The following is a 13,523-nucleotide window of genomic DNA, read 5'->3' on the forward strand; positions in this document are numbered from 1 at the left end:
CCATGCGGTCTCGCGGCGGCGGCGCGCAGCCGATGGTTTAGGCTGCGCGTCTCGTCCGAAAGGAATCGATCCGATGCGCCAGAAGCGTCCATCCCGTGCCGGATCCGCAGGCTCCACGCCGACCAAGGCGGCCAAGGTCGCGTCGCGCAAGGTGGCGCCGGCTGCGGCGGAGCGCGCGGACAAGGCGAACACGGCCACGAAGAGCGCACCGGCCGCCGCCGCACGCGACCGCCAGCGGGTGGTGACCGTCACCGACATCGCCGATGCGGTCGGCGTCTCGCGCGCGACCGTGTCGCTGGTGCTGCGCGGCAGCCCGCTGGTGCATGCCGACACCCGCGCGCGGGTGGAGGCGGAGCTGAAGCGGCAACGCTACGTCTACAACCGCGGCGCCGCCAATCTGCGCCGGCGTACTTCGACCTGCGTGGCTCTGGTCATCAACGACCTGGCCAATCCGTTCTTCGCCGAGTTCGCCGCCGGGGTGGACGAGGCGCTGGGCGAGCAGGGCTACGTGACCCTGCTCGGCAGCACCGGCGAATCGCCCGCGCGGCAGCAGGCCGTCCTGGCCTCGCTGATGGAACACACGCCGGCCGGCGTGATCCTGTCGCCGGCCGAGGGCAGCGACGCCGCCGAACTGCACACGGTGCTGGACGCACGCGCGAACGTGCTGCTGTTCAACCGCGAACTCGCCGGCGCCGACGACTGGGGCTTCCTCGGCCTGGACAACCAGCGCGGCGCGCAACTGGCCACCGAGCACCTGATCGCGCTCGGCCACCGCCGCATCGCCTTCTACGGTGGCCATGCCGATTCCAGTTCCTGCCGACAGCGTCGCGCCGGCCACGCCCAGGCGATGCGGCAGGCCAGGCTGCCGGTCGATCCTGCCTGGCTGATCGAGTCCGCGCCCAATCGCCTGGAAGCGGCCGCGCGCCACGGCGATCTGTTCGCCCACGACGCGCCGCCCACTGCGGCGGTCTGCTACAACGACACGGTCGCGCTTGGCCTGATGCTGGGCCTGCTGGCGCGCGGCATCCGCCCGGGTAGGGACTTCGCGATCACAGGCTTCGACGACATCCCCGAGGCCGCGGTAAGCACGCCCGCGCTGACCACGCTCGCCGCGCAACCACGCGCGCGCGGCCGCCAGGCGGCGCAGCTGGTGCTGGAGCGGCTGGACGCGACCGTACCGCCGCGCAGGACGATCGTGCCGGTGAGCCTGTCGGTGCGCGAGAGCAGCGGCGCGCCGGTCGCGCGCACGCGCGGCTAGCGCTGCGAACGCGGCTGCGGCCGCAGCGACGACGCACGATGGCACTCGGCGCATGCAGTGCCATCGCGACGCCCTCTAGACAGTGGCGGGCAGATAGTGGATCGCACCCTCACTGCGGCGCGCCCCGCGGGTTCGTCCTGAGTTAGCGATTCGCCCCCTTCTTCCTTTCGTCGAGAGCCGTCTCATGCATCTGCAGACTGCACCGCGCCGTTCCGTGGTGGCCAACGCCTTCTACGGCCTGCTCAATCCCATCCCGTTCGGCTGCTTCGTCGCCGCGCTGATCTTCGACATCGTCTACGTCCGTAGCGGGGTGATCCTGTGGACCAAGGCGGCGGCCTGGCTGATCGCGATCGGCCTGGTCATCGCCATCGTGCCGCGCCTGATCAACCTGGTGCAGGTCTGGATCACCGCGCGGCGCTCCGTGCTGCCGGTGGAACGGCTCGACTTCTGGCTGAACCTGTTCGCCATCGTCGCCGCCATCTTCAATTCCTTCGTGCACAGCCGCGATGCGTATGCGGTGGTTCCGGCAGGGCTCTGGCTCTCGATCCTCACGGTCGCGCTGTTGGCGGTCGGGCATGTGCTCATCGCCATCCGTACCACGCCACGCGAGGGCTACGCCCATGGCTAAGCGCCTGTACCTGTCCGCTTTCGCGCTGAGCGGCGCACTGGCCCTGGCCGCCTGCAGCGGCAAGGCCTCGCTCGAGCCCACCCAGCAGGCGGGCAACGCGCCGCCGCTGCCGCAGCCGCGCAACTTCCTGCTGCCGCCGATGCAGGTTCCCGAGGGAGTGGGCTGGAAGGAGGGGCAGGCGCCCACGGTGGCGGCTGGCCTGAAGATCGAGAAGATCGCCGGTGGCCTGAAGCATCCGCGCCAGCTGTACGTGCTGCCCAACGACGACGTGCTGGTGGTGGAGGCCAATTCGCCGGGGATGGAACCCGTCACCACGCCCAAGCAACTGATCGCAGGGCTGGTCCAGAGCCGCTCCGGCAAGAGCGCCAAGGGCGGCAACCGCATCACCCTGCTGCGCAGGACCGCGGACGGCAAGTGGGAACAGCATGCGTTCCTGAAGGGGCTGCACTCGCCGTTCGGGGTGCAGCTGATCGGCGATGTGCTGTACATCGCCAATACCGACAACATCATGAAGTTCCCCTACGTCGCCGGCCAGACCGAGATCACCGCGCCCGGCACGCTGTTCGCCGATCTCCCCGGCACGATCGAGCACCATTGGACCAAGGCACTGCTGGCCAGCCCCGACGGCCGCAAGCTGTACGTCGGCGTGGGCTCCAACAGCAACATCGGCGAGAACGGGCTGGACGTGGAATACCGCCGCGCTGCCGTCCTGGAAGTGGACGTGGCTTCGGCCAGCAGCCGCATCTTCGCCTCGGGCATCCGCAATCCGACCGGACTGCAGTGGGAGCCGCGCACCGGCAAACTGTGGGCGATCGCCAACGAGCGCGACGAGATCGGCGCCGACCTGGTGCCCGACTACCTGACCTCGGTGCAGGACGGCGGCTTCTACGGCTGGCCGTACAGCTACTACGGGCAGAACGTGGATGTGCGGGTCAAGGACCAGCGCCCGGACCTGGTGGCCAAGGCGATCAAGCCGGACTACGCGCTGGGCTCGCATGTGGCCGCGCTGGGCCTGTGGTTCTCCCGCGGCGATACGCTGCCCGCAAAATACCGCGAGGGTGCGTTCGTGGCCGAGCACGGCAGCTGGAACCGCTCGCCGCTCAGCGGCTATCAGGTGGTGTACGTGCCGTTCCAGCAGGGCCGGCCGGTCGGCCCACCGCAGACCGTGGTCAGCGGCTTCCACTCGCAAGACGAGTCGCAGCTGTTCGGTGCCCCGGTCGGCCTGGCGCAGGACAAGGACGGCGCGCTGCTGATTGCCGACGATGTCGGCAACAGCGTCTGGCGCGTGCGCTTCTGACCGGTCGCACGACGCCGCCCATCGGATGTGGGCGACGTCGTCTGCACGCGATGCCGTCTCGGCGGAGGTGCTGGCCTTGTCGCGGCGGTACGCAAAGTGGATAACCCGGGCGCGCCGCTGGATGGCGGAACAGCACGGACATGGGCTTACAGCCGCACGTCCACCGGCTCGCTTTCCAGCGCCAGTACGCCGAACACGCATTCGTGCACACGGTAGAGCGGTTCCTGCGCGACGAAACGCTGCAACGCTTCCAGGCCCAGCGCGAACTCGCGGATGGCGAGCGACTGCTTGGTGCGCAGACCACGCTGGCGTAGTCGGTCGAGGTTCTGCGGCTCGGTGTATTCGGGTCCGTAGATGATGCGCAGATACTCGCGGCCGCGGCACTTGATCGCCGGTTGCACCAGCCCGCGCTTGCTGCGCGCCAGGCCTTCGACCGGCTTGATGACCATGCCTTCGCCGCCCTGTGCGGTCAGCGCCTCCCACCAGGCGACGGCATCGGCCACGCTGGCCTCGTCGGCCAGGTCGACGAACACGTGCCGGGTCAGCCGCACCAGCGGTTCGACATCGGCCAGGCGACGGGCGATGTCCAGGTGCCAGCGGTGGTCGCGCTCCAGGCCGACCACGCCTTCGCAGGCCAGCACGTGGAACGGCGCGATCTTCAGATCCTCCAGGCCATTCACTGCCCAGCAGTAGCGGCGGTAGGCGTCGACGAAGCGGCTGGCGTCGCCGTGGCGCGCCTGCGCCTGCTGCTGCCAGGACTGCACGTCGAGGCCACGCGCGGCAGCCGCGTCCAGCCAGGTGCGGGCGGTGGCGAGCGCCGCGGTGGCGGCCGCGCCGGTCGGCGCGTACTGCTCGCGCAGCAGTTCCTGGGCCTTGGCCGACCACGGCAGCAGTTCCGCGTCGAGCACGATCCAGTCGGTATGCAATTGCTCCCAGAGGCCCGCGCGCTGCAAGGCCGCGTCGAGGCGATCGAGCAAAGCGTTCTCCAGTTCGCGCTCGCCGAAGAAGCGGCGGCCGGTGCGGGTGTAGACGACGCCACGGCCGTCGTCGCCGATGCCGAAACGGCGCTGCGCGACACCGGCATCGCGGCACAGCACGACGACCGCGCGCGAGCCCATGTGCTTCTCTTCGCACACCAGCGTGGCGATGCCTTCCTGGCGATAGAAGTCGAGCGCCTCCTGCGGGCGTTCGAGCAGGTCGCCGGACTTGGCGGTCTCCGGCGGCGCCATGGTCGGCGGCAGGTACACCAGCCAGCGCGGGTCGATGGCGAAGCGGCTCATCACCTCCAGCGCGGCGATGCTGTTTTCCTCGCGGATGGTGACGCTGCGGAAGGCGCGGGTGTCGATCACGCGCTTGCCGGCCACATCGTCCAGGTCGAGCAGCAGGGCCTCGCGCGGCGTGGTGGCCGTGGCGCTCGTGTCCTCGGCCGGAAGCAGCGGCTTGACCGGCGCGTAGTACTCGCGCGCGGCCGCGACCGACACCAGTTCCTTCTCCGGATAGCGCAGCGCGGTGAGCTTGCCGCCGAACACGCAGCCGGTATCGAGGCAGATGGTGCGGTTGACCCATTCCGGCTCCGGCGTCGGCGTGTGGCCGTACACCACCATCGCCGGGCCGCGGTAGTCGCGCGCCCAGTCGGAGCGGACCGGCAGGCCGAATGCGTCGATCTCGCCGGTGGTCTCGCCGTACAGCGCGAACTCGCGCACGCGTTGCGAGGTACGGCCTTGCAGTTCCTGCTTGAGACCGGCGTGGGCGACCACCAGCTTGCCGTCGTCGAGCACGTAGTGGCTGACCAGCTTGTCGATGAAGGCGGCGACCTCGCGGCTGAACTCTTCCGGCTCGGCCTGCAGTTGCTCCAGCGTCTCGGCCAGGCCATGGCTGATGCGCACGTCGCGTCCGGCCAGCTTGCGCTGCAGCTTCACGTCGTGGTTGCCGGGCACGCACAACGCGGTGCCGTTGCCGACCATGTGCATGACCAGACGCAGCACGCCGGGCGAATCCGGGCCGCGGTCGACCAGGTCGCCGACGAAGACCGCCTTGCGTCCTTCCGGCGCGGCGACCTCGGGTGCCTCGCGGGTGCCGCCGACGGTGTAGCCCAGGCGGCCGAGCAGGGCGACCAGTTCGTCGCGGCAACCGTGCACGTCGCCGATCAGGTCGAACGGCCCGTGCTCCTCGCGGCGGTCGTTCCAGACCTTGATGCGTTCGATCGCGGCGGCCGCCACGTCCTCCACCGAGCGCAGCACGCTGACGTGGCGGAAGCCCTCGCGCTCCAGGCCGCGCAGGCCCTTGCGTAGTGCCTGTTGCTGGTTGCGGATGACGTGCGGGCCGAAGGTGCGGTCCGGGCGCGCGCTGTTGCGCTCCTGGCACACGCGCTCGGGCAGGTCGAACACGATGGCGCAGGGCAGGACATGGAACTCGCGCGCCAGTTCGACCAGGCGCTTGCGGTCTTCCGGACGCACATTGGTCGCGTCGACGACGGTCAGGCGGCCGGCGGCCAGGCGCTTGCGCGCGATGAAGTAGAGCACCTCGAAGGCGTCGCCGGTGGCGGTCTGGTCGTTCTCGTCGTCGGCGACCAGGCCGCGGCAGACGTCGGAAGAGATCACCTCGGTCGGCAGGAAGTGGGTGCGGGCGAAGGTGGACTTGCCGCTGCCGGACGGGCCGATCAGGGCGACCAGGCTGAGCTTGGGAATGCGTATGGTCATGAGGATGCCGAAAGGGGTCAGGCCACGTCGCGGGTGAACACCGCCATCTGGGTCGGCGGGCCGACCTCCGGATCGTCCGGGCCGATGGGCGCATGGCGCACGCGATAGCCGTTGCGCTGCGCCACGCCGTCGGCCCAGGCATGAAACTCCGCACGGGTCCACTCGAAGCGGTGGTCGGGGTGGCGGAAGCGCCCGGCGGGCAGGGTCGGGAAGCGCACGTTGTATTCGCTGTTCGGCGTGGTGATCACCACCGCCGGCGGCCTGCCGAAACCGAACAGGGCGCGCTCGAACGCGGGTAGGCGCGGCGCGTCCATGTGTTCGATCACCTCGATCGCGCAGGCCGCATCGAAGCCTTCGATACGCCGATCGCGGTAGGTCAGCGCGCCGTGGGCCAGGGTGATGCGCTGACGCTGCAGCGGCGGCAGACGTTCCAGGTGCAGCCGATCGGCGGCATGATCCAGCGAGCGCAGCGACACGTCGATGCCGAGCAGGTGCTCGATCTGTGGCTCCTTGAGCAACAGGCCGAGCAGACGGCCTTCGCCGCAGCCCAGGTCCACCACCCGCCGCGCGCCGAGGGTGCGCAGCGCCTCGACCACGGCCTGCATGCGCTGGTCGTTGAGGCTGAGCGGACGTTCGATCGCGTCCTCGGCCGCTTCCTTGCGCTCTTCCTGCGCGTCGATCGCCTCTTCTTCTTCGTCCAGCAGGCGCGCCAGCGCCGCACGCACCAACGGTTTGTGGCGGCGCAGGTAGCGGCCGACGATCGCCTCGCGTTGCGGGTGCGCGGAGAGCCAGGTGCCGCCCTTGTCGAGCAGCTTCTCGATTTCGTCGTGGCCGACGTAGTAGTGCTTGTCGCCGTCGATGGCCGGCAGCAGCACGTACAGGTGGGTCAGCAGGTCCTGCAGGCGCACGGTCCCGGCGAGCTGCAGGCGGACGTACGGGCTGTCGCCCCACTCGGGAAAGCGCGGATCCAGCGGCAGGCGCTCGACCGTCACCGTATAGCCGAGCGGCTCGAACCAGGCATGCAGCACCTGTTCGCCGCCGCGACACCGCAGCACGGGGATCTCCGCCTCCAGTGCGATGGCCGTGTCCGCCAGCGCCTGGCGGCTCTTGCTGGTGCCGGCCATGGCGGTGCCGAACACGCGCTTGAGCGCGACCGAGAGGAACGAACTGGCGACGTACGGGCGGTCGTTGACGTACTGCGACAGGCTGCCGTCGGCCTCGCCGCGCCCGCGCACCAGCCCGACCGGGTCGATGTCGAGCATCAGCACCGCGGTGCAGCGCGTGTCGTCGGCCTGCGGGTAGAACACCCTGGCGGTGCCGAACGGCAGGTCGACCTCGTGGGCACGCTCGGGATGCTTGACCAGCAGGTAGCCGAGATCGGTGGCGGGCTGGGTAGTGGTGGAGAGGGACAGCAGCACGGTGATGGCGTCGTGAGAAAGGCCGTGAGTCTAACGTGGTGCCACTACCGCTGTGCGGCGGCTGCGCGGGTGGGCTGGCGACCGCTGGCCCGGCACGGCGCGTATGCATCGGGGCGTGTGGCGCATCGCGGGCGACCCGGCTGCGCCTGCAGGCCGATCGTGGATGCGGATGTCGGCACCCCGTGGACGCGACGCGATGGTGCCTTGCTCCGAGCCGCATTGAACCAGGCGTGTGGCGATGCGCTTGGCAGCGCGGCCTCAGCCCAAGCGAATCCAGTCCAGCGCAAGCAGCATATCGATCGCCGCTGTCGCCGCCTGTTGCGCTTGTTCCGATGGCTCGATCGCGTGCGCGTCGCGCAGATGGGCAAGCAGCTGCTGGGTGTCGCGCAGCTGCCCGGAATGCGCAGCCTGGAGGCGGCGTGCGGCCTGGAACACCGTCATGAGATCCTCGGCGTGGTCGGTGTTCCTGATCCGCGCGAACAGCTCAACCGCATTGGCGATCTCGGCATCGTAGGGCGCGTACACCGCTGCGAACCGGGCGTGCTCCCGGAGGTATTGAGGCGACGCGCGCAGCGCCATCGTCCGCCCTTGCGGCTGCTCCTGCAGCCAGTTGCGGTTGGCCAGGTCGGTCAGGATGGGCCGGACGTCGCCCTGCCGCGGTCCACGGCCGGCATTGCCGAACGCCAGCCCGGTCGGCACGCCGAGTTCGGTCATTGCCCAGCAGAGCGTCTGGAACAGCGTGCGCCCGACCGGACGCGTCTGCGGCCGGGCCTGCAGACGCCGCAGCACTTCCATGATCGCGATCCAGCCGGGCTGGGTCGCGATGCGTTTGCCTGCGCCCTCGGCCGACGTGTGCGCAGGCCGCGCCAGAAACGCCGGCTCGAGCTGCGCCAGCGGCGTGCCGTACGGCGCATAGACCTCGATCTCGACCGGCAGGTGCGCCAGCGTGCGGTAGAGCAGCGGGCCGACCTCGTCCCAGGCCAGGCCGCCATTGCCGCAGCCCAGCGGCGGCAGGGCGAGGCTGCGTACGTCCCATTCGCGCAGATGCGCTGCGAGGTAGTCGAGTCCCGCCGCGATGTCCTGCAGCCGCGACGGCGAGCGCCAATGGCGCTTGGTGGGGAAGTTGAGAATACGGACGCCGCTGGCATCCTGGTAAAGATAGGGTTCGCCGATGCGCATGCGGCCTTCCCGGCAGCGCACCGCATAGTCCTCGAACATCGCCGGGTAGCGCTGCTTGAACGCCTGCGCGATGCCCTTGCCCATGATGCCGGCGCAATTGACCGCGTTCGCGTAGACCTGGGCGTGGCTGGCGAACAGGTCGCCGATACGTGCCTTGAACATGGTGCGATCCATCGATGAAGGAATTCCCGCGGCAGCGCTGATCGGTCGCCCCGCAATGGGCGGAATGCCTCCCCTGGACGCAAGGCGCCGTTCACTGGTGCAGGGCGGGCAGGCGAGACGGCGGGCGATGGCACGTCAGCGCATGTGCGCATCTGGCGGTCCTGCAGCGAAGGGCCAGGAGCTGCAGCGGGGAGCGCGCGAGCATGCGGCAGTGGCGTCTCATGTCATGAGATCGGCGACGCAGTTCCCTCCCATCGATGGCGGCGATCCTCGGCGGTAGGAGCGGCTTCCGCCGCGACGAGGCATCACCGGTAAACCCTCGCGGCTGAAGCCGCTCCCACCGGGGCTCGCGGCGAGCTGGTCGGGTGCATTGTGGGAGGGACTTCAGTCCCGACGCATTGCGCCATCGGAAAGCACACCACTTCGCGCGTCGCGGCTGAAGCCGCGCCTACCATGAGAGCGACAGCACCGGTCTAATTCTCGGCTGATGCATCGCCGCCGCGCCGCGCACGCCAGCGCGCAACGCGCTCCTGCAGCCCCACCACGCAGACGAAGAATGCCGGCACGAAGAAGATCGCCAGGACGGTGCCGCTGACCATGCCGCCGAACACGCCGGTGCCGATGGCGTGCTGGGTCTCGGCGCTGGCGCCGCTGGCCAGCATCAGCGGCACCACGCCCAGGGCGAAGGCGAGCGAGGTCATCAGGATCGGGCGCAGGCGCAACCGTGCGGCATTGGTCGCCGCCTCCACCAGTCCCTGGCCGTCGCGATGCAGTTGCCGGGCGAACTCGACGATGAGGATGGCGTTCTTTGCCGACAGGCCGATGATGGTGATCAGGCCGACCTTGAAGAACACGTCGTTGGGCAGGCCGCGCAGCATCACCGCGGCCACCGCACCGAGCAGGCCCAGCGGCACCACCAGCATCACCGACAGCGGGATCGACCAGCTTTCGTACAGCGCCGCCAGCACCAGGAACACCACCAGCGCCGACAGCAGCATCAGCAGCGGCGCCTGCGCGGCCGATTGCCGCTCCTGCAGCGATTGCCCGGTCCAGGCCACGGCGAAGCCGGGCGGCAGCTGCGCGGCCAGCCGCTCGATCTCGGCCATGGCCGCGCCGCTGGACACGCCGGGCGCGGCGCCGCCGGCGAGACGCACGGCTGGGAAGCCCTGGAAGCGCATCAATTGCTGCGGGGCATCGGTCCAGTTGGCGCGCACCACTTCGCGCAGCGGCACCATGCCGCCGCCGTCGCTGCGCACGCGCAGGTCCAGCACGTCGTCCAGTTGCATGCGCGACGCGGCGTCGGCCTGCAGGATCACCTGCTGCATGCGCCCGGCATTGGGGAAGTCGTTGACATACAGCGAGCCCATCGCCGCCGACAGGGTGTTGCTGACCGCCGCGAACGACAGGCCCATGGTCTCGGCCTGCTGGCGGTCGATCTCCAGGTGGATGCTCTTGCCCGGCGGCAGGCCGTCGGCATAGACGTCGCTGACCACGTCGCTGCGCGCGGCCAGGTCCAGCAGTTGCGCCTGCGCGGCCATCAGCGCCGCCTCGCCGCGGTTGCCGCGGTCCTGCAGGTACACGGTGAAGCCGGAGGAGGTGCCGAGCTCGTCGATGGCCGGCGGCAGCAGGCTCATCACCGCGCCTTCGGGCAGGGTCGCCATCGCCTGCTGCGCACGTTCGGCTTCGTCGCGCGCATTGGCGCCGTGGCGCTGTTCCCAGTCCTTGAGCATGGTGAAGGCCATGGCCGCATTCGTGCCCGAGCCGGAGAAGCTGAAACCCAGGATCACCAGGTTGGAGGCCAACGCCGGGCGCGTGGCGACGTGCCGCTCGAACGCCTCGACCACGTCCAGGGTGCGCTCGCTGGTGGCGCCGGTGGGCAGCTGGATCGAGGTCATGAAGTAGCCCTGGTCCTCTTCCGGCAGGAACGCCGAGGGCAGCACGCGCATCGCCAGGACCAGCGCCACGCACAGCGCCGCGAACACCCCCATCACCCGCCCGCCACGCCGCAGCAGCCAGGTCACGCGCGTGGCGTAACCGCCAGCCAGTCGTTCGAAGCCACGATTGAATGCGCCAAAGAAGCCGCGCTTGGCGTGATGCCCGGGCGCGACCGGACGCAACAGCGTGGCGCACAGCGCCGGGGTCAGGGTCAGCGCCAGGAACGCCGAGAACAGGATCGACACCGCCATCGCCAGGGTGAACTGCTGGTAGATCACGCCTACCGAGCCGCTGGCGAAGGCCATGGGGATGAACACCGCGGTCAGCACCAGGGTGATGCCGACCACTGCGCCGGTGATCTCGCGCATCGCCTTGGTCGTCGCCTGGCGCGGCGACAGGCCTTCGCTGGCCATGATCCGCTCGACGTTCTCCACCACCACGATGGCGTCGTCGACGATGATGCCGATCGCCAGCACCATGCCGAACATGGTCAGCACGTTGATCGAGAAGCCGGCCAGCAGCATCACCGCGAAGGTGCCCAGCAGCGCGATCGGCGCGACGATGGCCGGGATCAGCGTGTAGCGCACGTTCTGCAGGAATAGGTACATCACCAGGAACACCAGTACCATCGCTTCGAGCAGGGTCTTGAGTACCTGCTGGATGGACAGTTTGACGAATGGCGCGGTGTCGAACGGAATCGAATAGGCCATGCCGGCTGGCATGCTCGCGGCCAGTTCCGCCAGCCGCGCCTGCACCGCTTGCGCGGTGCGCAGCGCATTGGCGCCCGGCGAAAGCTGGATCGCCGCGCTGGTGGCGGCGGCGCCGTTCTCGCGGTTGGAGAAGCCATAGGACTGCGCGCCCAGTTCCACCCGCGCCACGTCGCCCAGGGTCACCCGCGCGCCGTCGCTGTCGGCGCGCAGCACGATGGCGGCGAACTGCGCGGGCGTGGTCAGTTGCCCGGCCACGGTCAGCGGCACGGTCAGGCGCTGCCCGCGCACGGCCGGCTCGTCGCCGAGGCGGCCGGGCGCGATCTGCGCGTTCTGCTGCTCGATCGCCTGCGCCAGCTCGGTCATGGTCAGGCCGTAGGCGATGAGCTTGTCCGGGTCCACCCACACGCGCATGGCCTGCTCGGCACCGAACAGCTGCACGCGGCCGACGCCGTCGATGCGCCGCAGTTCCTGCACGATGTTGCGGGCCAGGTAATCGTTGAGCGCCACTTCGTCGTAGCGGCCGTCCGGCGAGGTCAGGCCGACCAGCATCAGGAAGCCGGACGCGGCCGATTCCACCTGCAGGCCGTTCTGCCGCACCGCCTGCGGCAGCCGCGGCTCCACCGCCTTGAGCCGGTTCTGCACGTCCACCTGCGCCAGCTCCGGGTCGGTGCCGGGCTTGAAGGTGGCGGTGATCTGCGCGCTGCCGGAGCTGTCCACCGAGGACTCGAAGTACAGCAGGTTCTTGACCCCCGACAGCTCGCGCTCGACCAGGCTCACTACCGAGTCGTTGAGGGTCTGTGGCGTGGCGCCGGGGTAGGACGCGATCAGCGACACCGATGGCGGCGCCACCGAGGGATAGCGCGCCACCGGCAACTGGCCGATGGCCAGGGTGCCGAACAGTACGATGAACAGGGCGATCACCCAGGCGAAGACCGGGCGCTCGATGAAGAACTGTGGCATGGCGTCGTTCCTGGCTCAGTCCGCGGTCGCGGCGGCGACTTCGAGCGGCTGCCACGCGCGTGCGTTGACCCGCGCGCCGGCACTGAGCCGGTCGACGCCCTCGACCACCACCCGCTGCCCGGCCTGCAGGCCGGCGACGACGCGGTACTGCCCCTGCACCAGTTCGCCCAGCTGCACGGTCGCGCTGCGCACGCGCGCGTCGGCCTCCAGCACCCACACCTGCGCGCGCTTGCCGACATGGGTGACCGCCTGCTGCGGCACGCGCAGCGCCTGCGCGTAGTGGGCGCGCGGCACTCTTGCGCGCACGTACATGCCCGGCAGCAGGCGCCGCTGCGGGTTGTCGACCAGGATGCGCAGCAGCACGTCGCCGGTGCCGGCATCGACGTTGATGCCGGAAAACAGCACGCGCCCGCTCAGCCCCGAGGGCATGCCGCTGCGGTCGAGGATCTGCGCCGGCAGGCCGTCGCCGGCGGCGGCCTGCGCGCGCGCGTCCGGGTCCAGCGGGTCCTGGTCGGCGGCGGACTGGCGCACGTCGACGTAGACCTGGTCGATCTGCTGGATCACCGCCATCGGCGCGCTGTCGCTGGGCGAGACCAGTGCGCCCTCGGTGAGCAGCGCCTGGTCGATGCGGCCGTCGATCGGCGCATCGACCGTGGCGAAGGCCAGGTCCAGGCGCCGCCGCGCCAGCGTCGCCTGCGCTTCGGCCACCGCCGCGGCGGCCTGCGCGCGCTGCGAGGCGGCATCGTCGTACATCTGCCGGCTGACCATGCTGGATTCCAGCAGGCGCTGCAGCCGGGCGTGCTGCACGTCGGCCAGCACCTGCGCGGCCTGGGCGCGGTGCAGCGCGGCCGCCGCCGTGTCCATCTCGGCCTTGAACGGCGCCGGATTGATCTGGAACAGCGCATCGCCGCGGCGCACGTCGGCGCCCTGCTCGAAGAAGCGGCGCTGCACGATGCCACCGACCTGCGGGCGGATCTGCGCGCTGCGCAGCGCGGCCACGCGGCCGGGCAGGTCCACGCTCACCGTCATCGGCGCCGGCTGCAGGGTCACCGCGGTGACCTGCACCGGCGCGGCCGCCGCCGGCGGCTGCGTGCCGCCGCCGCAGCCGGCCAGGGCCAACGCCAGTGCGCCGCCGATTCCCAGAGTCCGAACCTGTTGCCGCATGCCCATGCCTCGTGCCTCGTCGTTGCCGCCGCGGATGCGGCGACGCCAAAGCCGCGCATGGTCGCGGCCGCGGGTTGCGCGGCGTTCGATGCTGTGTGGAGATATGATGGAGA

General features: G+C 70.2%; 8 protein-coding genes. 3 read left to right on the plus strand and 5 right to left on the minus strand.

Going from position 1 to position 13,523, the window contains the following annotated elements:
* The first annotated feature begins 73 nt into the window (after window positions 1-73).
* From PG878_RS03625 to PG878_RS03635, 3 genes are all read left to right on the plus strand, one after another.
* Window positions 74-1,258, plus strand: coding sequence for a LacI family DNA-binding transcriptional regulator (locus PG878_RS03625; RefSeq protein ID WP_244672702.1), 1,185 nt, complete (start codon window positions 74-76; stop codon window positions 1,256-1,258).
* Window positions 1,259-1,442: 184 nt separating this feature from the next.
* On the plus strand, window positions 1,443-1,886 hold the full coding sequence (locus tag PG878_RS03630; RefSeq protein ID WP_209032141.1) for a DUF2231 domain-containing protein: 444 nt from the start codon (window positions 1,443-1,445) through the stop codon (window positions 1,884-1,886).
* The gene (locus PG878_RS03635; protein WP_209032140.1) at window positions 1,879-3,183 is read left to right on the plus strand and encodes a PQQ-dependent sugar dehydrogenase; all 1,305 of its coding nucleotides are present in this window, start codon (window positions 1,879-1,881) and stop codon (window positions 3,181-3,183) included. Before PG878_RS03630 ends, PG878_RS03635 begins: the two co-directional genes overlap by 8 nt.
* A gap of 146 nt (window positions 3,184-3,329) precedes the next feature.
* On the opposite strand, the gene PG878_RS03640 is transcribed toward PG878_RS03635, so the two are convergent.
* From PG878_RS03640 to PG878_RS03660, 5 genes are all read right to left on the minus strand, one after another.
* Window positions 3,330-5,882 carry a polynucleotide kinase-phosphatase gene (locus PG878_RS03640; protein ID WP_209032139.1) on the minus strand — a complete coding sequence of 851 codons (2,553 nt, stop codon included), beginning with the start codon at window positions 5,880-5,882 and terminating at the stop codon, window positions 3,330-3,332.
* Between the two features lie 17 nt (window positions 5,883-5,899).
* Window positions 5,900-7,300 carry a 3' terminal RNA ribose 2'-O-methyltransferase Hen1 gene (locus PG878_RS03645; protein WP_209032138.1) on the minus strand — a complete coding sequence of 467 codons (1,401 nt, stop codon included), beginning with the start codon at window positions 7,298-7,300 and terminating at the stop codon, window positions 5,900-5,902.
* 258 nt (window positions 7,301-7,558) lie between these two features.
* Window positions 7,559-8,641 carry a macro domain-containing protein gene (locus tag PG878_RS03650; protein ID WP_244672701.1) on the minus strand — a complete coding sequence of 361 codons (1,083 nt, stop codon included), beginning with the start codon at window positions 8,639-8,641 and terminating at the stop codon, window positions 7,559-7,561.
* A gap of 473 nt (window positions 8,642-9,114) precedes the next feature.
* Entirely contained in the window at window positions 9,115-12,246 is a 3,132-nt protein-coding gene (locus PG878_RS03655) for a multidrug efflux RND transporter permease subunit (RefSeq protein WP_209032136.1), read from the minus strand.
* A 15-nt stretch (window positions 12,247-12,261) separates the two neighbouring features.
* The gene (locus tag PG878_RS03660; RefSeq protein WP_244672700.1) at window positions 12,262-13,410 is read right to left on the minus strand and encodes an efflux RND transporter periplasmic adaptor subunit; all 1,149 of its coding nucleotides are present in this window, start codon (window positions 13,408-13,410) and stop codon (window positions 12,262-12,264) included.
* Window positions 13,411-13,523 lie beyond the last annotated feature (113 nt).

The sequence above is a fragment of the Xanthomonas hawaiiensis genome, assembly GCF_031834635.1.
Lineage (GTDB): Bacteria > Pseudomonadota > Gammaproteobacteria > Xanthomonadales > Xanthomonadaceae > Xanthomonas_A > Xanthomonas_A sacchari.